Genomic DNA, 22,090 nt, shown 5'->3' on the forward strand with positions numbered 1-22,090 from the left:
GCTAGACTTCCCGCCGCCCGAGAATGCCGTTCGGACGCCAGAGCAGCACCGCCGCCATCAGCACATAGATCAGCACGCTCGAGACGCTCGGGAAGAACACTTTTCCGAATGTATCGGTGAGACCGATCAGCAGCGCGCCGATCGCGGCGCCGCCAATCGAGCCGATGCCGCCGAGCACCACGACAACGAATGAGAGAATGAGCATGCTGTCGCCCATGCCGGGATAGACCGTCGAGATGGGTGCGACAATGATGCCGCCAAGCGCCGCCAGCGCGATACCGACCGCAAACACGTAACGGTTCACGGTGTCGAAGCTGATGCCGAGCGTGCGCGTCATCTCGCGGTTCTCCGCGCCGGCGCGCACGATCATGCCGATCCTGGTGCGTGTGATGACGAAATAGATGATCGCAGCCGCGACGAGACAGAATGCGCAGATCGCAAGGCGATAGACCGGATAGGACAGATTGTCGGTGAGCTGGATCGCGCCGCGCAGTCCTTCCGGCGGCAGCACCGAATGAACATCCTTGCCGAACAGCAGTTGCCTGATTTCATCGATAACAAGGATCAGGCCGAACGAGAGCAGCACCTGCGCCAGATGATCGCGGCCGTAGAGCCTGCGGATGAACACATTTTCCAGCAGCAGTCCGACAACGAAGGCGATGCCCACACCCGCGACGACGGCGACCCAGAAGCTGCCGGTATAGGCTGCGATCCAGTAGGCCAGATAGGCGCCCAGCATGTAGAACGCGCCGTGGGCGAGGTTGATGACGCCGAGAATGCCGAACACCAGCGTCAGTCCGCTGGCGACCAGAAACAGGACCATCCCGTACTGAATGGCATTCAGAAGCTGAACGCCGAGGGTTACGAGGTCCATCTGTTAAATCCCGGCATAATCGTCATCGGGGCATGTAGCCTTCAACAATAACGGGTTGTCATTGCCGGGCTTGACCCGGCAATCCATCCCTGAAACTTTTTTCTTTAGATGGATGGCCGGGTCAAGCCCGGCCATGACACATCGTGTGCGGATCGCCCTTCGGTGATCCGCATCGAAGATCACATCACGCCAGCTTGCAGCCGCGGGCCGGATCGTCGACGGCGGCCTGCGCGATCGACACCAGTTCGTTGCGGCCGTTGCGCACCTCACGCAGATAGATGTTCTGGATCGGGTTGTGCGCCTTGTTGAACGAGAGCGGACCGCGCGGTGAATCGATCTTCGCCGCACCCATCGCCGCAATCATCTTGTCCTGCGCCTTGGCATCGCCGCCGACGGCGTTAAGGCCGATATCGAACAGCGCCGCCGCGTCGTAGCCCTGCACGGCATAGATGTCGCCGTCGAGGCCGGTCTTGGCCTTGAACGCCTTCAGGAACGCGAGGTTGGCCGGGTTGTCGAGATTGTCGGCATAATGCAGCGTGGTCTTGATGCCGTTGGCAGCCTCGCCCTGCGCTGGAATGGTGCCGTCGGTGAGGAAGCCCGCACCATACAGCGGAATGGTCTTGTTCAGACCCGCCGCTGCGTAGTCCTTGACGAACTTCACCGCGCCGCCGCCCGCGAAGAACGAGAACACCGCGTCCGGCTTCAATGTGGCGATACGCGTGATGAGCGCCTGGAATTCGACTTCCGGGAACGGCAGCGTCAGGTCCTCGACGATCTTGCCGCCGGACTTGGTGAAGTTCTCCGAGAACGCGCTGATCATTTCCGCGCCGGCCGTATAACGCCAGGTGATGGTGACGACGTTCTTGATGCCCGCATCGAACATCACCTTTCCGGCGGGATAGGTCGACTGCCAGTTCGAGAACGAGGTACGGAACACGTTGGGCGCACACAGCGCGCCGGTGGCGTCATTCGCGCCCGCATTCGGAATGATGAGCATCGTCTTGGTGTCGCGCGCCACTTTCACCATCGCCATGGCGACGCCGGAATGTACGGTGCCGACCACAACATCGACCTTCTCGCGCCCGACCAGCCGGTTCATGTTGTCGGTCGCGGCTTCCGGCTTGGATTCGTCGTCCACCTTGATGAACTGCACTTCGCGGCCGCCGAGCTTGAGGCCTTTCTGCTGATAGTAAAGCTCGAAGCCGTTATCGATGAACTGGCCGAGCTTCGCGAAGGTGCCGGTATAGGGCAGCATCAGGCCGACCTTCAGCGGCGCGTTCTGCGCGATCGCGGGACTGAACAGGCGCGGCGTCACGGCGAGCGTCGCGGCTCCCGCCGCGCCGGACAGCAGCGTCCTGCGGCTTACCTTCATGATCTTCGACATTGGCGTCTCCCTCTCGTTCGTTTTTATGTTTGAATCCGATTGCAGCACGCATGACCCGCCGGTTTCAAGATCGGCCTTGTGCCCATCAGGCCGGACATCCGATCCAGTCGCCGCATCCATCGTCGTCGAGCCGTTTGAGATCCGCGGCGCGGCGCGACAACACCGCGCGCTGGTTGATGTAGCCCTTGTCGGTGATTTCGCCGCCATCGACCGACGGCAGATCCGCCAGCAGCAACGCGCGCGTCGCAAAACTCGACGAGCCGCCGCCCTTCCCCTTCAGGCGTGCGAGCCCCTGCGCCACCGCCTCGCGCACGGCAGGCGAACGCAGCACTTCGGCAACATCAGCATCCGGCAGTTTCGTCAGCGCACGGCAGGCCGGGATGTTCGGAAACACCAGGAAGCGAACTTCATCCTTGTTATGACCGGTCACCACGATGTCCTGCGCCACCGGCGCCAGCGCGGCGATACCCGCAATGCGCAGCGCACCGACGCTGACCCAGGTGCCGGAGGTGAGCTTGAAGTCCTCGGCGACACGGCCATCGAAAAACAATCCGAGCTCGGGTCGCGCTGCGTCCGCGAAAACCATCGCATCGCCCATCATGTAAAAACCGTCGGCATCGAACGCTTTCGCGGTCTGCTCCGGCGCTTTCCAGTAACCCGGCGTCACGTTCGGGCCGCGCACCCGCGCCTCGAGCTTCTCGCCTGACGGCACCAGCTTGATTTCCGTACCCGGGATCGGGACACCGATATTGCCGGAGCGCTGCGCCTGAAAGTGGCAATCGGTGGCCAGCGGCGCGGTCTCGGTCGAACCCCATGCCGACACCATCGGCACCGCGTGGCCGACGGTCGCGACCGACAGCGCCTCCAGCGCATCCCACAGATTCTGCGGCAACGCCGCCGCCGCATAGAAGAGCAGCTTCACCTGCGAGAAGAAGCGCCGGCGCAGCTCGTCGTCCTCGCGCAATGCCGCGATCAGCATGTCGTAGCCGCGCGGCACGTTGAAGTACACCGTCGGTATCACATCGCGCAGATTGGCCAGCGACAATGCGAACAGGCCGGGCGCCGGCTTGCCGCTGTCGATGTACAGCGTGCCGCCGTTGCGCAGCACGCAGTTGAAATTGTGATTGGCGCCGAAGGTATGGCTCCACGGCAGCCAGTCGAGCGTGGTGAGACCGGGTTCGCCGAGAAACGGCCAGGTCTGAGCTTTCGCAGCCTGATTGGATGTCAGCATGCGCTGGGTGTTGATCACCGCCTTCGGCGTTCCGGTCGAACCCGAGGTGAACAGAAACTTTGCGATGGTGTCATGGCTGACGGCGGCGAAGGCGCGCGCGACATCCGGCGTTTCCGCAGCGGCGGTCAGAGATGAAAACGCGATCGCGTTGTCGAACCCGCCCGGATCGCCCGCGACCACGATCGCCGTATGCAGCGGCGCGATGGCGCTGAGCGCAGGCGCATACATCTTCGCGCTGGAGACATAAATCGCGCCGGGATCGAGCAGCGCGATCATGCTCTTCAGCTTGTCGAAGTCCTTCGACACCAGCGAATAGGCTGGCGATACCGACGCCGCAGGCACGCCGACATGCATCGCCGCCAGCATGAACACGGCATGGTCCACCGAATTATCGGAGAGGATCGCAAGCGGACGTTCCGCGCTCATGCCCTGCGCGAGAATCCAGGCGCCTGCGGCGCGCACACGCCGCAGCGTTTCGCGATAGGTCAGCCTGGTCCACGGCGCATCGGCACTGCCGCGCTCCGCAAGAAATACGGTGTCCGGCGTCTCACGCGCCCACTGCTCGAGCCAGTCGCCGACACAGCGTGCGAACGGCTGCAACGGCGTCACCGATTTCAGCCAGATGCTGCCATCGGCCTTGCGCTCGGCCACGATACTGGGATTGGCGAACAGCGCCTGCGCACTGGCCTGACGATGGGCGGCCGCCGCCATCATAACTGGGCCCGGAGCGCGCCAGCCGGCATCTCTTCCGCCGCAGGTACTGCGAACGCAGGCATTGGCTTCCCTCCCTGGGGGACTGCATGCTTTAGAATAATAATGCAGTTCCTCCTGCCGCTCTTCGGCGACTGATGCAATATAATGCAGATAGTTTAGAACGTGTCAATCGCCGTCCGCGCTCTGCGGCTGCGGCAGCATGCCGCCTAAAAATTGGTCTCAGGGCCGATTCGAGGCGCGGCTTCTGGCAAAGGCCGGCGCCTCGCTGCTGATACCAAACCCTTGTTTTGCATTGGCAATCTCTCGCGCATGCACTTCCGCCGTGTGTTGTACACAATGGCACACCGCTTGCTTCGTTAACGCCGATTAACGAAGGCGATGCGAATGCCACCGACCAAAAATTTGCTCGCAGCCGAACCGGCGCCCGTCGAACTGGCATGGGCGAAGACCGCGCTCGTGATCATCGATATGCAGCGGGATTTTCTCGAGCCCGGCGGCTTCGGCGAGACGCTCGGCAACGATGTCTCGCAGCTCACCCGCGCGGTGAAACCCTGCAGCGACGTACTGGCCGCGTTTCGCGGAGCGGGCCTTCTGGTGATTCACACGCGCGAAGGGCATCTGCCCGATCTGTCCGATGCGCCGCCCGCCAAGATCGAGCGCGGCGCGCCGTCGTTGCGGATCGGCGATCCCGGCCCGATGGGCCGCATTCTCATTCGCGGCGAAGCGGGCCACGACATCGTGCCGCCGCTCTATCCGGTCAAGGGCGAGATCGTGATCGACAAGCCGGGCAAGGGTGCGTTCTACGCCACCGAGCTTGGCGAAATTCTCAAGCAACACGGCATCGAAAATCTTCTGGTCTGCGGCGTCACCACCGAAGTCTGCGTCAACACCACCGTGCGCGAAGCCAACGACCGCGGCTATCGATGCGTGGTGCTGGCGGATTGCTGCGCCTCCTACTTCCCGGAATTTCACGAGATGGGCCTGCGCATGATCAAGGCGCAAGGCGGAATCTTCGGCTGGGTCAGCTCGTCTTCCGAGGTTTTGAAAGCACTGAATTCCGAACCATCGAAAATGATTGCATAGGGGCGCGCGATGAGCACATCCGACACGGCGACTTCCGGCAGACCGGTCCTGTGGACGCCCGGCGACTGGAACGCCTTTTTCGGCTTCGGCACCAACATCCTTGTCAACATGCTGACGCTGACGGCGCTGCTGCGCTTTGTGCTCAAGATGCCGGACTCGCTGGTGTTCGGCCGCATCCTGCCCGCGCTCGGACTGATGATGTGTCTCTCCACGGTTTATTACGCCTGGCTGGCCTATCGCCTCGCGCAAAAGACCGGACGCAACGACGTCTGCGCGCTGCCGTCGGGCGTCAGCGTGCCGCACATGTTCATCGTCACCTTCGTCATCATGCTGCCGATCCTGCTCAAGACCAACGATCCGATCAAGGCATGGGAAGCGGGCCTCACCTGGGTCTTCATCCAGAGCTTCATCCTGATGCTCGGCGGCTTCATCGCGCCATGGATCCAGCGCATCACGCCGCGCGCGGCATTGCTCGGTACGCTGGCCGGCGTCTCCGTCGCCTTCATCTCGATGCGCCCGGCCTTCGAGATGTTCATGACGCCGGCGATTGGCCTGACATGCTTTGCCGTGATCCTCGCAAGCTGGTTCGGCGGCGTGAAATATCCAAAGAACATTCCGGCTGGCCTTGTCGCGATTTTTGTCGGCACCGTGATCGCGTGGGGGTCAAACATCTTCGGCCTCAACATCGGCGGCATGAGTCTGGCGAAACTCGGCGCGGCCTTCAGCAATATCGGCTTCTCGCTGCCGGTCCCCGCCGTCGGCCATGTGTTCTCCGGCTTCGAATTCATCGGCATTATTCTGGTCACCGCGATTCCGTTCGGCGTCTATGACCTCGTCGAGGCGATGGACAATGTGGAAAGTGCCGAAGCCGCCGGCGACCACTATCCGACCACGCGCGTGCTGACCGCCGACGGCGTCGTCAGCCTGATCGGCGCGCTGATGGGGAATCCCTTTATCAATGCAGTCTATATCGGCCATCCCGGCTGGAAGGCGATGGGCGGGCGCATCGGCTATTCCGCCGCCACCGGCCTGATGGTGATCGTGCTGGCGTGGCTGGGTGTGATCTCGCTGCTGCTCAATCTCGTGCCCGTGGTCGCGATCCTGCCGATCCTGCTTTACATCGGCATGCTGGTGGGCGCGCAGGCGTTTCAGGCGACGCCTGCTTCTCACGCACCGGCCATCGTGCTGGCACTGACCCCGCATCTCGCCGCATGGGGCAAGACCCTTGTGGACGGCGCGCTCACGGCGGCTGGCACCAGCGCCGCCGCTGTCGGCATGGAGAAGTTAGGCGCCACCGGCGTGCTCTATCACGGCCTCGAAATTCTCGGCGAAGGCTCGATTCTTTCGGGCCTCGTGCTGGCCGCGATGGCGGTGTTCGTGATCGAGCGCGATTTCATCAAGGCTTCCGCCTTTGCAGCCGCAGGCGCGGTGCTGACTTTCTTCGGTTTCATGCACGGCCCGGCGGTGGGCATCGCCGTGACGCCGGGCGTGGCGCTGGCCTATGCTCTGGTGGCTGCGGGCTTTTTCGCTTACGCCCGTTCTGGCGCGGCTGCGCCAATGCCGAAAACTGCCGCCGTACCGGCTGAATGAAATTCCCAGGAATAACGACAGGAAGCGACTTGTGACCGAGACTGTTGCCGAAATCGTCGCCGCGCATCGCGCAGGTACGACCTCACCTGCAAAGACTGTGGCGCGCAGCTTCCAGCGCATTCGCGATCATGGTGATCCCGCGGTCTTCATCAGTCTGCGCAACGAGGCCGACGCCATCGCTGAGGCAGAAGCACTTGCGGCGAAAGGCGACACATCCCTGCCGCTGTACGGCGTGCCGGTCGCGGTGAAGGACAATATCGACGTCGCGGGTCTTCCGACCACCGCCGCATGTCCGGCGTTCTCATACACGCCAACGCAGGACGCCAACACCGTGGCGCGGCTGCGCGCGGCCGGCGCCATCGTCATCGGCAAGACCAATCTCGATCAGTTCGCGACAGGCCTTGTCGGCGTGCGCTCGCCTTACGGCATTCCGAAGAATCCAGTGAACGGCGATCTCGTGCCGGGCGGATCGAGTTCGGGCTCGGCGGTCGCCGTCTCGGCAGGGCTCGTCCCGCTGTCGCTCGGCACCGACACCGCGGGCTCCGGCCGTGTGCCCGCGATGCTCAACAACATCGTCGGCCTCAAGCCGTCGCTCGGGTTGATGTCGACCTCCGGCGTGCTGCCGGCCTGCCGCACACTGGACTGCGTCTCGATCTTTTCGCTCAATGTCGACGACGCCATGATCGCACTCAATGTCATGGCCGGATACGACGCCGCCGATCCCTATTCACGCGACCGCTTCGTCGGGCCGGTGACGGACTTTCCGCCCGGCATCCGGCTCGGCATTCCGCGCAAGGGCCAGTTAAAATTCTTCGGCGACACTGTCTTGGAGAGAAGTTACGACGCCGCCGTGGCGCGGCTGATCGCGCTCGGCGCGGTACCGGTCGAATTCGACCTCGCGCCGTTCTATGAGACCGCGCAACTGCTCTATGAAGGCCCGTGGGTGGCGGAGCGCTATCTGGTGATCCGCGACCTGCTCGCGAAAGATCCGGATGCCGTGCATCCTGTGACACGCGAGATCACGCTGAAGGGCGAGAAGATCACCGCCGCTGACACGTTTGCTGCGCTCTACAAGCTGGAAGCGATGCGGCAGATCAGCCGCACCACGTTCGAGAGCATCGACGCGATGGTGCTGCCGACCGCGCCGACCGCCTATACCGTCGAGCAGGTGCTGGCCAATCCGATCGAACTCAACAGCCGCAACGGCACCTACACCAATTTCGTCAACCTGCTCGACATGTGCGGCCTCGCCGTGCCTGCCGCGATGCGCGCGGACGGCATTCCGTTCGGTATCACCCTGCTCGCACCCGCCGGACACGATGCGCAGCTCGCCAGCATCGGGCGCGTGTTCCACGCCGACACAAAACTCAAAACTGGTGCGAAGGGTGTCGCTCAGCCGCCGCTCGCGCCTGTCTCGAAAGAACCAGGCACCGACGAGGTGGCGATTGTCGCGGTCGGCGCGCATCTGTCGGGCATGGCGCTCAATCATGAACTGCTGTCGCTGGGCGGGCGGCTGATCGAGGCGACATCGACCGCGCCCGACTACAAGCTCTACGCGCTGAAAGGCACCGTGCCGCCGAAACCCGGCATGCTGCGGGTCGAGCCCGGCGCAGGGGCAGCCATTGCCGTCGAGGTCTGGGCACTGCCGACAAAGGCGTTCGGCGCATTCGTCGCGGCAATCCCCTCGCCGCTGTCGATCGGCACCGTGCGTCTCGCCGACGGCTCTGGTGTAAAGGGCTTTCTGGTCGAAGCCGCGGCGACCGAAGGCGCGCGCGACATCACCTCGTTCGGCGGCTGGCGCGCGTTCGTCGCGGCACAGGCGAAGTCGGCTTAGGGATTTTTCTTTCATGAAACTCTCTCCGCTCATTCCCGGGAAAGCGGGAATCCAGTTCTTCGAGAACTGGGTCCCCGCATCCGCGGGGGACGAACGGGATTACCTTACGCCCTATACCTCAGCCCACTGCCGAAGCATGTTGTGATAGAAGCCCGTGAGCGAGACAATCGACGGATGATCCGGCACGTCCTGGTTCAGCCGGATGATCGCCATGTCGAGATCGAACAGCATCGCGCGATGGCTGACATCGCGGATCATGCTCTGGGTCCAGAAGAACGATGCAATGCGCGAGCCGCGCGTGATCGGCGTCACATGGTGCACGCTGGTTGCGGGATAGATGATGGCGTCGCCGGCGGGTAGCTTGACGCTGTGGCTGCCGTAAGTGTCTTCGACGACCAGCTCGCCGCCGTCATAGTCCTCGGGCGATGAAATGAACAATGTCGTCGAGACGTCGGTGCGAATGCGGATCGGCTGCTGCGGATGGGTACGGATCGCATTGTCGATATGCGATCCGAACGTCATGCCGGCATCGTAACGGTTGAACAGCGGCGGAAAGATCTGCATGGGCAGCACCGCTGACATGAACAGCGGATTGCGCGACAGTGCACCGCGCACCATGTCGCCCAGCTCGCGCGCCTCCGCGGACTCTTCAGGTAGCTGCAGGTTGAACTTGACCTTGCCAGACTGATGTCCGGCGGTGACGTTGCCATCGACCCACGCGGCTTTGGTCATGACCTCCTTGCAGCGCGCGACCTGCTGGGGCGTCAGCACATTGGGGATGTGCAGCATCATGGCGTCGGCTCCTTCATTGACGCGACTTCGTTAGCGCCGAAACACGTTTCGTCCAAGCCCCTTGGCAGAAACCTGCCGCCCGCAAACGATCGGCCGCCCAAACGGGGCGGCCGCATAGCAGGGCATAACGGCTTCACCGTTTACTTGACGACCGGCGTTGCCGCCGGCGGCGGCTCGAACCGGTAGCGATAGGTCAGAGAGGCGGAGCGTCCTGAAGCCGGCACCACGTTGCCGCCGGAATACTGCGAATAGTACAGCTTGTCGGTGATGTTGTAGACGTTGAGCTGCAATGTCGAATTCGGCGTGACTTTGTACGCCACCATCGCATCGAACTTCCAGTAGTCCGGAACATAGCTCACGTTGGTCTGACTTGCGTAAGCCATAGACTGGTAAGTCGTGCCGCCACCGACGGTCCAGTCCGGTGTGATCGCATAGGTCGACCAGACGGTCAGGTTATGGTGCGGCGTATTCGGGAGTTCGCGACCGAGGATGCTGAGGTCGCGGGTGTCCAGAATCTTTGACTGAAGATAACTGTAACCGGCGAACAAACTCCACTGGTCCGACAGCTTGCCGACCACGCCCAGTTCGACACCGTCAACGCGGGCGATGCCGTCCAGAACCGAGACAGTCGTATTGACCGGATCGACAATGCGGAGATTGGTTTTCTCGATCCGGAAGATCGAGCCAGTCACACCCAGCTCCTTGGTCACGTCGATCTTGGTACCGACCTCGATCGTTTTGGTCTGTTCCGGCGCGAGACTTGCCACGCTTGCATTGGTCAGCGTGCCGAGCTCCGCCGACGGATTGTAGGCATTGCCGTAGGCAATGTAGACGCTCGAATTCTGGGTCGGATGTCCCACGGCGCCGACGCGGTAGCTCACCAGATTATCGACCCGCGCGAGATGCTGGTTGGCAATCAGCGCCTGATTGTAATCATCATAGGTCGTGCTGAAGCGGTCGTAGCGAATGGAGCCTAACACCTCAAAGTACTTATTAAACTTCACCTGATCGCTGACGAAGACAGCCTGATTGTTTGCGGACGTATTGATCGGCAAATATGTCTTGATCGCACCGCCGGTCGGAGAACCGATCGGATAAGGGCTCATCACGTTTTCCCGGCAAGCGGCGTTGGCCGGATCGCACAGATCAACGCGCCCTTGATACCGGGTCTCGTTGGTGAACTCCATGCCCGCAGCGAGGGTATGCCGGACGCCCCATGTCTCGAACTTCGCCGTGAGATCCGTCTGATTGACCAGATAAGTATTATTGGTCTGGCGCTCGCGGCGTTCGCGCCCGATCGTCATGTTGTTCGGATCGGCATTGAACGGGAAGTTTGGAGGCCCCCAAACACCGGTGCCGACAACGTTCGCACCGAAGCCGAAGTTACGCAGCGCGGTGGGGCGCGAAAAGCGCTCGTTGTCGATGTATCGGGTCGCGTTGGACAGCTTCACCTGATCGGTGATCTCGCGATCGACCTTGATCGTGGCGATATGGGTTTCAACCTGCGTGATATCACGCAACGCGCCGTCCCTGACACCGAACCATGTTGAACGCGGGGTCGGCATCGGCGGTGTCGCCTGGCCGTTGCCGTAATAACCCGGGTTTGTCAGAACTCCGGTTGCTGCGCTGTAGGCCGGTGTCGGCAAGAAAGTGAAGCCGTAGTCCGGCCTGCCCTCTTCACCCTGATAGATATAGCTCAGCGTCACCTTGGTCTTGTCGTCGACATTCGCCGAAATCGACGGCGCGACACCCCAGCGCCGGGTGTAAACATCGTCGCGCGTGGGGGTGTTCACATCCTGATACAGCGCCGCGATACGGCCGGAGACTTCGCCCTTGGTGCCGGCGGCATCGACTTCCGCACGCACGCCAGGACCCGTTGTGCCGGTGACCGTTCCTTCGATGTAAGGAACAGGAGCGAACGTCGGCAGCTTGCTCGCGACGTTGATGGCGCCGCCGGTCGCGCCGCGGCCAAACGCGAACGCCGACGGTCCCTTGTACACTTCGACGGCATTGCCCGAGAACAGATCGCGCGTGTACCAGCCCGGATCGCGCATGCCGTCACGGAAAAGATCGCCGCGCGCAGCAAAGCCGCGGATGATCGGACTGTCGCCCTGCTGGCCGCCCTCACCCGCGGCGAACGTAATACCTGGAACGGTACGCAGCGCGTCTTCCATCGTGGTCTGGCGCTGCTCCTGCATCACCTGTTGCGGCACCACGTTGATGGTTTGCGGCGTGTCGCGCAGCGGGGTCGGGATGCGCGAGAGTTGCGACTGGGTCGCCTGATAACCGCCGCCGCCATTGCCTGTGGTTTCCACGTCGATGGTCGGGAGCGCTTCCTGCGCCATTGCGTTGGTCGCCAGCATCACCGATGCGAGGCCAAACATCGCGGGTCCGGGTTTGCGCACCGAAGCGCGGATGAAGGGTGACGACGAGGACGATGCGGCTTCGTTCAGCGGCGCGGCAGCGGCGAGATCCTGCTTCCGGTTCTTTCCCGGCTTGATGATTTTATTGAATCTGTTCCGACGCATCGCTTGCCCCAACACTCGAATTGCCGCGCGTTCATCCGAACGGCGATTTCCAGCCAGCTTTTGAAAAATGCAGGCCTGCAGGGCAAGGCTTTGAAATTAGAACATCTGCAAACTGACGCTTCAGATACGTTCGCCGATTGCAACATGACGCGCAGCGGGACTAGAACAAGCGCAGAAGTGCACCATCGCACTTGCAGTTACGTATTTTTAGAATCTCTCCAAACTCACTGAATTAGAAACAGTCTAAATGCCGACAGCAACTTCGACACACCAGCGCGGATCCCTGAAGCGGCTCTGGCGCAACATTCATCTGTGGCTCGGCATTGGCCTGTTCGTTCTGCTGGTGCCTGTCGCGCTGTCCGGCGCACTGCTCGTCTATCACGACGACATCGGCGAGTTCATGAGCACGCCAAGCGGAGCGGTGGCGCCGTCGAAGCCAACTGATCTGACACTCGCCATCGCAAATGCGCGAAAGGCTGCAGGCGACGGCTTCACGCCGATGTCGATCAGCTTTCCCGAAGACAACCGGGTGCCGCTGACGATCGCGCTCCGCGGGCCCGCGGCAAAGGGCGAGCGTCCGGTGCGGCTGACGGCGACGATCGACCGTCACGATGCGCACGTGCTCAGCATTGTGAACTTTCGCGACACGTTCTTCGGCTTCCTGCACGTGTTTCACGAGAACCTGACGATCCCGGACTATGGACGCAGCATTGTCGGATGGACCGGCGTTGCGATGCTGACGCTCGCGCTCACCGGCCTTTACCTGTGGTGGCCGCGGCACGGCCAGTGGTCGCGCGCTTTCGTCTGGCGGCGCAGCCCGGCGACATCCTCGAACCTGCATTACATGACCGGCTTCTGGATCTGCTTTCCGCTGGCGCTGATCTCGTTGACCGGAATTTATCTGGCGTGGCCGCAACAGGGACGCGACCTGCTGTCGTCGGTTGCGCCAATGACGCCGCAACAGCAACGCGGCGGCGGACCGGGAGGCCAGGTGATGGCCAACACCGCGCGTTCGCCGTCGGAAATTTACGCGGCCGCGTCTGCGCGGCCGAACTCGGCCGTCGATGCGATCTTCTATCCGAATCCGCAGACCGGCGCGTGGCGCGTCAGGCTCCGCGAGGACGGCAAGGCCGAACCGGTGACGATCATGATCAACGATCGCAGCGGCGACGTCAGTGTCGTCCAGCCGCTGTCGGGCGACCGGACTGCGTCCTGGATTCGCTGGCTGCATGAAGGCAGCCATTCGGGCGAGGTCTGGCGTTTCGTCGTGTTCCTGAGCGGCATCATGCCGGCGGTGCTCGGCATCACCGGCATTCTGGTCTGGCTGCGGCAGCGCCGTCAGCGCGCGCTGATGAAGCGCACCAATGCCGTTGCGGGAGCGAAACCTGTGCCCGTCGGCGACGCTGCACCGGCCGAATAGCCCATCATCCGGGACGGACGGACTTCCGGCAGCCGGGACATTCATCGGCGCTGCGCGGGTCCGCTTGCCCTTTTCCATCCCGCGTCCCGCGCCTGTTGAGAATCAATCGCAAATCTCTTGTTGCGAATAATTCGCACTTGCATTATCAACTTCCCGCGAGCAGCGTTAAGTGGGGTGAAATGCGTTTGAAATCATTGGTTTCCGCGGCGGGCATGGCCTGCGTATCGGTCACAGCCGCCGATATCAGCCAAGGTCAGGCCCAAGAGGTGCTGCCGGAAATCGCAGTGTCCGCACCGGCCCCCGCCGGCAACACGTCTGACGACGGCCTCCAGCGCGGCCCGGTCAATGTCATCGACAACACCTATCAGTCGACCACCGCGATCACCGGCCGCGAAATCCAGCGCAGCAACGCCGCCTCGCTCGCCGATCTTCTCTCCGGCCTGCCGGGGGTTTCGGCATCGACCTTTGCGCCGGGCGCCAGCCGCCCGAACATCCGCGGTCTCGACGACTATCGGGTGCGCGTGCAGGAAAACGGCATCGGCACCCAGGACGCATCCGACTTCAGTCAGGATCACGTCGTGCCGGTCGATCCGCTCGCCGCCGACAAGGTCGAGGTGATCCGTGGACCGGCGACCCTGCGCTACGGATCACAGGCGATCGGCGGCGTGGTGAGCGCCACCAACAACCGCATTCCGGAGAAGCCGGTCGAGAATGGCTTCAGCGCGCGCTTCAAGGGCGGCGCGTCATCAGTAGACAATGGTCTCGACGGCGCAGTCAGCCTCGATGCCAGCGGCGGCAATGTCGCGGTCCATGCCGATGCTTACGGCCGGCGCGCCGGCGATTACCGGATTCCCGGCGGCGTGCAGGCGAACACAGGGCTGAACACCGAGGGACAATCGGTCAGCGGCTCCTACATTTTCGATGGCGGCTATATCGGCACCGCGATCCAGCACATCACCAGTCTCTACCACATCCCCGGCGCGATCGACTCGCAGCAGAATTCGCGCATCGACATGGAACAGACCAAATGGACCAGCAAGGGCGAGTGGCGCGCGCCGACTGACGGCATCGATGCGTTTCGCTTCACCTTCGGCGCCAGCAACTACAAGCACAACGAACTCGGCCTCGACGCCAACGGCGTCGACACCTTGAAAAACATCATCAGGAACCGCGAACTGGAAGGCCGCTTCGAGTTCGACCATGCGGCGGTCGCGACCGGCATCGGCGCACTGACCGGAACATGGGGCGCGCAGTTCGGCCATCGCGAACTCGGCACCGACGGCAGTCTCGGCGGCCTGCTGGCGCAGACGAACACCAACACCGCCGCGGTGTTCGCGTTCGAACAGATTCAACTCACCGACACGCTGCGCATGCAGGGCGCGGGCCGCATCGAGAACCATATCGTCAAGGGGCTGGCGCCGACCTTCCCGGCGGACTTTCTACCGCCGCCCAATACGTTTTCGGAGGAGCCTGCGCGGCGCACCTTCACGCCGAAAAGCACCAGCGTCGGCCTGCTGAAGAACCTGCCATGGGACATGGTGGCGACGCTGAATGCCCAATACGTTCAGCGTGCGCCTGCGGCGCCCGAGTTGTTCTCGCGCGGATCTGATGGCGCATCGGGCACGTTCGTGATCGGAAATCCCAATCTGAAGATCGAGACCGCGCAGACCGCCGAGATCGGCCTCAAGCGCGCCAAGGGTCAATTGCGGTTCGAGACCAGCGTCTACTACACCTTCTACAAGGACTTCATCTTCAAGCAGGTCACCGGAAATTTCTGCACCGACACCTTTGCCACCTGCGGCGCCACCGGCCCGCTGACGCAGGTCGCCTACGGTCAGCGCGATGCGACCTTCCGAGGCGCCGAAATCGCTGCCCAGCTTGACGTCACACCGCTCGGCGACGGCATGTTCGGCGTCGACGGGCAGTACGACATCGTGCGGGCGACTTTCGCCGACGGAACCAACGTGCCGCGTATCGCACCGATGCGCGCTGGCGGCGGCGTGTGGTGGCGCAACGCCGAATGGTACACACGGGTCGGGCTGCTGCACGCCTTCGCGCAGAACGACGTGGGCCTCAACGAGACGCCCACCGGCGGTTACAATCTGCTCAAGGCAGAGGTGACCTACACGCATACGTTCAACAGGACCGACAGCGGGCCGCGCGAACTCACCATTGGCCTGGCCGGCGACAACCTGCTTAACGAGCAGATTCGGAACCATATTTCGTTCAAGAAAGCCGAGGTCTTACAGCCCGGCCTCGGCGTGCGGCTGTTCACGAATGTGAGATTCTGAAGGCCCGATCGATCTGGAATCGTTCCAGTTTCGGCAGAATCTAGGTCCCCAGTGGCGACAAGGACATCGCAGTGCTTTATTATTCTGAAGGTACATCCTGCCTCTCGGCGAACGGCTATGGCCGCAGTGCCTCACTGCGGATTTATCGGCGAGAGCTTCGGACCAAAACTGCAAGACGGCGAAAACTGCGAAACAGCTATCAATCCGACGTTCCCCCGATGTCGGCTGCAAACGCGATTTGAAGAAGCGGAGAGCATATGACCAACCCCAAGAAGGCTGCCGGATCACTGGTCTTACTTGCCGCTGCAACGTCTCTGATGATCGCGCAGGCTTTCGCGCAAACTCCCGTTTCGCCAACACCGCCCGCACAGGCCCCGGCTGCGCAAGCACCTGTGGCGCAAACGCCCGCACCGGCCGCGATCGCGGCGCCTGCCCAGGCTCCCGCCGTCCAGACCCCGGTCGTGGGACAGACCGCGAAAAATCCCACGCTGCCGCACAACCTGTCCCCGTGGGGCATGTTCATGGGCGCGGACATTGTCGTCAAACTCGTGATGATCGGTCTTGCTATCGCATCGCTGATCACCTGGACGATCTGCGTCGCGAAACTGCTCGAACTCCGCCACGAGACCCGGCGCGCGAAAAAACGCATCAAGGTTCTCGGCAATGACATCTCCCTCATGGAAGCCGAGCGTGACGCCCGCAACGGCAAGGACGCTGTGTCCCGGCTTGTGCAATCAGCCGCGGCGGAAGCAGCACTGTCGGACACCGTCAACGACGAGGGTTTCAAGGAGCGTGTCGAACTGCGGCTCAGCCGCGTCGAGGCGGCGATGTCGCGGCGGATTTCGCGCGGCACCGGCGTGCTCGCCACCATCGGCGCAACCGCACCGTTCGTCGGCCTGTTCGGCACGGTTTGGGGTATCATGAATTCGTTTATCGGCATTTCCGAAGCGCACACCACCAATCTTGCCGTGGTCGCGCCCGGCATCGCCGAAGCGCTGCTTGCGACCGCGATGGGCCTGATCGCCGCGATCCCCGCGGTTGTGATCTACAACCATCTGGTCCGCATGATCACCGCCTATCGCGCGCTGCTCGGCGATGCGACCGCGCAGGTGATGTTGCTCATCAGCCGCGATCAGGGCCGCCGTTCCCTGCGCATTGCGCGCGCGGCGGAGTAAAATCATGGGCGCTCGTCTGGGTGGAAAAGTCGCCGGTGCAGATGACGATCTGACCGAATCCCATGAAATCAACGTCACGCCGTTCATCGACGTGATGCTGGTCCTTCTCATCATCTTCATGGTGGCCGCACCGCTGGCGACCGTCGACCTCGGCGTCGAACTGCCGGCCTCGACGGCGACGCCGCCGCCGCGGCCCGACAAGCCGGTCTTCATCACCGTGAAGCCCGATTTGTCGGTTGCAGTCGGCGAGGACATCGTTCCGCGCACCACGCTGATCGGGGCGCTCGACGCTGCCACCAGCGGCAAGAAAGCCGATCCGGTTTATCTGCGCGCCGACAAAAGCGTGCCGTACGGCGAGCTGATGGACGTGATGAACCTGCTGCGCAACGCGGGCTATCTCAAGGTCGCGCTCGTCGGGCTCGACGCAAGAAACTGACGGCAAAGACTCGCTGCAATGAACACACTCGTCCTGCACGGACCACCCGACATATCCGACGTCCGCCGCTGGGGTCTCGCGGCGGCGCTGGTGGTGGCGACGCATGCAGCGCTGATCGCGGGGTTTGTTCTGTACACCCCGTCGATGCCGGATGCGATCGGCACGGCGTCCGAGCCGATCATGCTCGATCTGGAATCCGCGCCGCAAACGCCCGATCCCGTACAACAGGACATCGCACCCGGTCCGCAGATGCAGGAGGCCGAACCTCCGGCCCCCGAACCCGAAAAGCAGCCGGACGTTGTCGAGGAACAGATCGCACCGACGCCGCTGCAGGAGAAGGCGGAGATCGTTGCCCCCCCGGAGAAGCCAAAGCCCAAACCCGAACCGGTGAAGCAGAAGCCGAAGCCTGTCGTCGAGAAGCCGAAGAAGCCGACCGAGAATCCCGCGCCGCAGACCACAGCGACGCCGCGCGCCGCGCAGGCTGCCCGCGCGAGTTACAATGGCATCCTCTCGGCGCATCTCCAGCGCTACAAGCAGTATCCGTCGGCCGCCAAAGCCGCCGGCGAGCAGGGCGTCGCCATGCTGAGCTTCACCGTCAGCCGGACCGGCAGCGTGCTGAGCGCGCGGCTGGCCAGATCGTCCGGCTCGGCGGCGCTGGATGCCGAGACCATGGCGATGATCCGCCGCGCCCAGCCGCTGCCGTCGTTCCCGCCTGAAATCAGGGAAAGCTCGCTGAGCTTCACCCTCCCGATGCGGTTTTCCGTGCACTGAGGCATTCTCCGTGGCGTGATTGCCTCGATCGCTGATGTCACGAACACGTGACGCCGGCCGCCGGTAACGTCCCCGGCCGCCTCCCCGAAGACTCCCCCGAACCCATCTTTTGCGGCCGCGCCATCATGCGGCGGCTTCGACTTTCGGCGGATCTTATCGTGCTTAATCTTCTTCTCGCGGCGCTTGCAGGCGTCATCACCATCGCGGCGCCCTGCACATTGCCGGTGCTGCCGATCCTTCTTGGCGCTTCGGTCGGACAGACAAGCCCGTTCCGCCCGGCATTCATCGCGGCCGGTTTCGTGGTCGCATTCTCCATCGTTGCGCTGGCGCTCTCTGCGCTGACGCGCCTGTTCGATTTCGATCCGAGCGTCCTGCGTGACGGCGCAGCCGTGCTGCTTGCAATCTTCGGACTGCTGATGATCTGGCCCGCGCCATTCGAGTGGCTCTCGATCCGGTTTGCCGGACTGACGCAGCAGAGCGCCAAGCCGCGCGACCGTCAGGGCCTGCTCGGCGGCTTCATCCTCGGCACCACGCTGGGACTGGTGTGGACGCCGTGCGCCGGACCTGTGCTCGGGTCGATCCTTACCGTCGTCGCGACCTCCAAGGACACCGCATGGGCCTCGCTGCTGCTGGTGACCTATGCCATCGGCGCCGCGATCCCGATGCTCGTTATCGCCTACGGCGGACAGGCCGTGACCGCACGCGTGCGCAGCCTCGCGCGGATCGCGCCGCGCCTGCAGCAGGGTTTCGGGGTGATCGTGATCGCGTTCGCCGCCGCGACCTACTTTCAATACGACACGCTCGCCGTGGCGTGGCTCACCCAGCTTTATCCAAACGGCCAGACCGGCCTGTAACTCAAGGAGAGAACCATGCGACATTTCACCAGAATGCTTTCGGTGGCCGCACTCGCGCTGATGGCCTCGACATTGCCCGGCCGCAGCGATGAAGCCGCAGCGACCAGTGGCGCTGTTCAAGTCGCGGAAGCCACAACGACTGCGCCCGAATTCACCGGCCTCGGCAACTGGTTCAACTCGCAACCGTTGACGCTCGCGAGCCTGCGCGGAAAGGTCGTGCTGGTGAATTTCTGGACCTACGGCTGCGTCAACTGCGTCAACACCCTGCCGCACGTCACGCAGCTCTATTCCAAGTACAAGGACAAGGGCTTCGTCATCGTCGGCATCCACACGCCGGAATTTCCGTTCGAGCATTCGTCGAACAACGTCCAGGCCGCACTGAAACGGCACGGCATCACCTATCCGGTCGCACAGGACAACAAGTCCGCGACATGGAATGCCTACCGCAATCAATACTGGCCGGCACAGTACATCGTCGATCAGTCCGGCCGGATCGTCTACAGCCACGCCGGTGAAGGCGCCTACGACGAGATCGACCGCACCGTCGGCAAGCTGCTGAACGCCAGCAGCTAAATGCCGCAGGCGCGATTGCGCCTGAGCCATGCAACTTTGTGCACCGCGGCGATTATCAACATCGCGGTGCACATGCTATAAAACTTCCGGATTGGACATGCCGGAGGTCCGCGATGTTCGAGGGTTTCGACGCCATCACTCTGGCGCGCTTGCAGTTTTCGTTCACGATGAGCTTTCACATCGTGTTTCCGGCCTTCTCCATCGGCCTTGCAAGCTATCTCGCGGTCCTCGAAGCGCTGTGGCTATGGACCGGCCGCGAAGTCTTCATCAACCTTTTCAATTACTGGCTGAAAATTTTCGCCGTCGCCTTCGGCATGGGCGTCGTCTCGGGCATCGTGATGTCCTACCAGTTCGGCACCAACTGGTCGGTGTTCGCGGACAAGACCGGCCCGATCATCGGTCCGCTGATGGCCTACGAGGTGCTGACCGCGTTCTTCCTGGAAGCAGGCTTTCTGGGCGTCATGCTGTTCGGGCTCAAACGGGTCGGCCACAGGCTGCATTTCTTCGCGACCATGATGGTGGCTATCGGCACGCTGATCTCCGCGTTCTGGATCCTGTCGGCCAACTCGTGGATGCAGACGCCGACCGGCTTTGCGATGAACTCGCAGGGACAGTTCGTCGCCGCCGACTGGTGGAAGGTAATCTTCAATCCGTCCTTCCCCTATCGCCTCGTCCATATGGTGCTGGCGGCATATCTCACCACCGCCTTCGTGGTCGGCGGCGTCGGCGCCTATCATCTTTTGAAGAATACGCGGCTCGAGGGTGCCCGCGTGATGTTCTCGATGGCGATGTGGATGGCTGCACTGGTGGCCCCGATCCAGATTCTGGCCGGCGACCAGCACGGCCTCAACACGCTCGAGCATCAGCCGGTGAAAGTGATGGCGATGGAAGGACACTTCCAGAGCCATCCGAACGGCGCGCCGCTGATCCTGTTCGGGATTCCCGATCAGGACGAAGCCAAGGTGAAATATGCAATCGAAATCCCGAAGGCCTCGTCGCTGATCCTCAAGCATTCGCTCGATGCGCCGCTGAAAGGCCTCGACACCGTGCCGCGCGAGAACTGGCCCAAGGTCGGACTGGTGTTCTGGTCGTTCCGCACCATGGTCGGAATCGGATTTCTGATGCTGGGCGTCGGCCTGTTCAGTCTTTACGCGCGCTGGCGCGGCATCCTTTACGAGTCGCGCTGGCTGCATCGCTACGCGCTCGCGATGGGCCCGGCGGGATTCATTGCTGTCCTGGCCGGCTGGGTGACGACAGAAGCCGGGCGACAGCCGTTCACGGTTTACGGCCTGTTGCGCACGGTGGATTCGGCATCGCCGCTGGATGCACCTGCGGTTGCGACCTCGCTGCTCGCGTTCATTGTGGTTTACTTCATCGTGTTCGGCATGGGTGTGTTCTACATTCTGCGACTGATGCATGAGCCGCCGCATCATGGCGAAGAAGGTCCCCGCGCGGACACGCCCGCCCGCGCCGCGGGCATAACGCCCGCGCAGGCCGCTCACGCAGGACAGGGGTGAACGCCATGGCCGGATTCACATTCGACATCGCAACACTCTGGGCCTTCATCATCGCCTTTGCCGTCTTCATGTACATCGTGATGGATGGCTTCGATCTCGGCCTCGGCATGCTGTTTCCTTTCTTCCCGAAAACGGAAGACCGCAACGTCATCATGAATACGGTCGCTCCGGTGTGGGATGGCAACGAGACATGGCTGGTGCTGGGCGGCGGCGGCCTGATGGCCGCATTTCCGCTGGCCTACGCGATCCTGATGCCGGCGCTCTATACGCCGATCATCGCCATGCTGATCGGACTGATATTCCGCGGCGTCGCCTTTGAATTCCGCTGGCGCACCAAGAGCGAGCGCAACCGCTGGGACATCGCCTTTGCCGGGGGCTCGCTGGTCGCGGCGATGGCGCAAGGCATCGCGCTAGGTGCGATCCTGCAAGGCATTCATGTCGAAGGGCGTCATTACGCAGGCGGCTGGTGGGATTGGCTGACGCCTTTTAGCATTCTCACGGGCTGTGCGGTCGTCGCCGGTTATGGCCTTCTCGGCGCAACCTGGCTTGTCATGAAGACCACCGGCGAACTGCGTGAGCATGCCTACCGGCTGAGCTGGTACCTGTTGGTCGCCACCCTGATCGCCATCGTGGTCGTCAGCCTCGCGACGCCGTTCCTTCAGGCAGACTACTGGAAGCGCTGGTTTCAGTGGCCGAACATCCTCTTCACCGCGCCAATTCCGATTGCGGTGGCGGCGATCACGCTGTTGCTGCTGAAGAGTCTCGCGAGCAAGCAGGACTACCGGCCGTTCATTCTCTCGCTGGTCCTGTTCGGCATCACCTATGCCGGTCTCGGCGTCAGCATGTATCCCTATATCGTGCCGCAGAGCATCACCATCTGGCAGGCGGCGGCGCCGGCCAACAGCCTCAACTTCATGATCTACGGCATCGCGATCCTCGTGCCGACCATTCTTGCCTACACCGCGTGGGCGTACTGGGTGTTCCGCGGCAAGGTGCACGCCGACAGCGGCTATCATTAAGGTG

General features: G+C 62.7%; 17 protein-coding genes. 12 read left to right on the plus strand and 5 right to left on the minus strand.

Translation table 11 applies throughout. The features are described 5' to 3' along the window. Position 1: 1 nt before the first annotated feature. The 3 genes from HMPREF9695_RS21450 to HMPREF9695_RS21460 all read right to left on the minus strand — a co-directional run bounded on the left by HMPREF9695_RS21450 (position 2) and on the right by HMPREF9695_RS21460 (position 4,203). Positions 2-874, minus strand: a complete 873-nt coding sequence (locus tag HMPREF9695_RS21450; RefSeq protein ID WP_006023003.1) for a branched-chain amino acid ABC transporter permease — start codon at positions 872-874, stop codon at positions 2-4. Positions 875-1,058: 184 nt separating this feature from the next. After that, on the minus strand, positions 1,059-2,258 hold the full coding sequence (locus tag HMPREF9695_RS21455) for an ABC transporter substrate-binding protein (RefSeq protein WP_006023004.1): 1,200 nt from the start codon (positions 2,256-2,258) through the stop codon (positions 1,059-1,061). 85 nt (positions 2,259-2,343) lie between these two features. Next, on the minus strand, positions 2,344-4,203 hold the full coding sequence (locus tag HMPREF9695_RS21460; RefSeq protein WP_006023005.1) for a feruloyl-CoA synthase: 1,860 nt from the start codon (positions 4,201-4,203) through the stop codon (positions 2,344-2,346). A 384-nt stretch (positions 4,204-4,587) separates the two neighbouring features. On the opposite strand from HMPREF9695_RS21460, the gene HMPREF9695_RS21465 reads away from it, so the two are divergent. Genes HMPREF9695_RS21465 through atzF form a run of 3 tightly spaced genes read left to right on the plus strand, consistent with a single transcriptional unit; the run spans position 4,588 to position 8,710 of the window. Further along, positions 4,588-5,286, plus strand: coding sequence for a cysteine hydrolase family protein (locus tag HMPREF9695_RS21465; RefSeq protein ID WP_006023006.1), 699 nt, complete (start codon positions 4,588-4,590; stop codon positions 5,284-5,286). A gap of 9 nt (positions 5,287-5,295) precedes the next feature. Continuing rightward, a complete protein-coding gene (locus HMPREF9695_RS21470) occupies positions 5,296-6,876 on the plus strand; it encodes a hypothetical protein (RefSeq protein ID WP_006023007.1) in 1,581 nt (526 codons plus the stop codon). A gap of 31 nt (positions 6,877-6,907) precedes the next feature. Then, positions 6,908-8,710 carry an allophanate hydrolase gene (gene atzF / locus HMPREF9695_RS21475; RefSeq protein ID WP_006023008.1) on the plus strand — a complete coding sequence of 601 codons (1,803 nt, stop codon included), beginning with the start codon at positions 6,908-6,910 and terminating at the stop codon, positions 8,708-8,710. A 111-nt stretch (positions 8,711-8,821) separates the two neighbouring features. Here atzF and HMPREF9695_RS21480 read toward each other — a convergent pair whose 3' ends face one another. Next, positions 8,822-9,502 carry a Fe2+-dependent dioxygenase gene (locus tag HMPREF9695_RS21480; protein ID WP_006023010.1) on the minus strand — a complete coding sequence of 227 codons (681 nt, stop codon included), beginning with the start codon at positions 9,500-9,502 and terminating at the stop codon, positions 8,822-8,824. A 140-nt stretch (positions 9,503-9,642) separates the two neighbouring features. Then, positions 9,643-12,030, minus strand: coding sequence for a TonB-dependent receptor (locus HMPREF9695_RS21485; RefSeq protein ID WP_006023011.1), 2,388 nt, complete (start codon positions 12,028-12,030; stop codon positions 9,643-9,645). Between the two features lie 247 nt (positions 12,031-12,277). On the opposite strand from HMPREF9695_RS21485, the gene HMPREF9695_RS21490 reads away from it, so the two are divergent. The 9 genes from HMPREF9695_RS21490 to cydB all read left to right on the plus strand — a co-directional run bounded on the left by HMPREF9695_RS21490 (position 12,278) and on the right by cydB (position 22,086). Further along, entirely contained in the window at positions 12,278-13,450 is a 1,173-nt protein-coding gene (locus HMPREF9695_RS21490) for a PepSY-associated TM helix domain-containing protein (RefSeq protein ID WP_006023012.1), read from the plus strand. 179 nt (positions 13,451-13,629) lie between these two features. Next, on the plus strand, positions 13,630-15,741 hold the full coding sequence (locus HMPREF9695_RS21495; RefSeq protein ID WP_006023013.1) for a TonB-dependent receptor: 2,112 nt from the start codon (positions 13,630-13,632) through the stop codon (positions 15,739-15,741). 257 nt (positions 15,742-15,998) lie between these two features. Continuing rightward, a complete protein-coding gene (gene exbB, locus HMPREF9695_RS21500; RefSeq protein ID WP_006023014.1) occupies positions 15,999-16,916 on the plus strand; it encodes a tonB-system energizer ExbB in 918 nt (305 codons plus the stop codon). Between the two features lie 4 nt (positions 16,917-16,920). Continuing rightward, complete coding sequence (gene exbD, locus HMPREF9695_RS21505; protein WP_006023015.1) at positions 16,921-17,352, plus strand: TonB system transport protein ExbD; 432 nt, start codon at positions 16,921-16,923, stop codon at positions 17,350-17,352. An 18-nt stretch (positions 17,353-17,370) separates the two neighbouring features. Continuing rightward, on the plus strand, positions 17,371-18,123 hold the full coding sequence (locus tag HMPREF9695_RS21510; RefSeq protein ID WP_006023016.1) for an energy transducer TonB family protein: 753 nt from the start codon (positions 17,371-17,373) through the stop codon (positions 18,121-18,123). Positions 18,124-18,281: 158 nt separating this feature from the next. Continuing rightward, a complete protein-coding gene (locus HMPREF9695_RS21515) occupies positions 18,282-18,977 on the plus strand; it encodes a cytochrome c biogenesis CcdA family protein (RefSeq protein WP_041713286.1) in 696 nt (231 codons plus the stop codon). A gap of 15 nt (positions 18,978-18,992) precedes the next feature. After that, entirely contained in the window at positions 18,993-19,550 is a 558-nt protein-coding gene (locus HMPREF9695_RS21520) for a thioredoxin family protein (protein WP_006023018.1), read from the plus strand. A gap of 113 nt (positions 19,551-19,663) precedes the next feature. After that, the gene (locus HMPREF9695_RS21525; protein ID WP_006023019.1) at positions 19,664-21,067 is read left to right on the plus strand and encodes a cytochrome ubiquinol oxidase subunit I; all 1,404 of its coding nucleotides are present in this window, start codon (positions 19,664-19,666) and stop codon (positions 21,065-21,067) included. A gap of 5 nt (positions 21,068-21,072) precedes the next feature. Beyond that, positions 21,073-22,086, plus strand: a complete 1,014-nt coding sequence (gene cydB / locus HMPREF9695_RS21530; protein WP_006023020.1) for a cytochrome d ubiquinol oxidase subunit II — start codon at positions 21,073-21,075, stop codon at positions 22,084-22,086. Positions 22,087-22,090: the final 4 nt, after the last annotated feature.

The sequence above is a fragment of the Afipia broomeae ATCC 49717 genome, assembly GCF_000314675.2.
GTDB classification, from domain to species: Bacteria; Pseudomonadota; Alphaproteobacteria; order Rhizobiales; family Xanthobacteraceae; genus Afipia; species Afipia broomeae.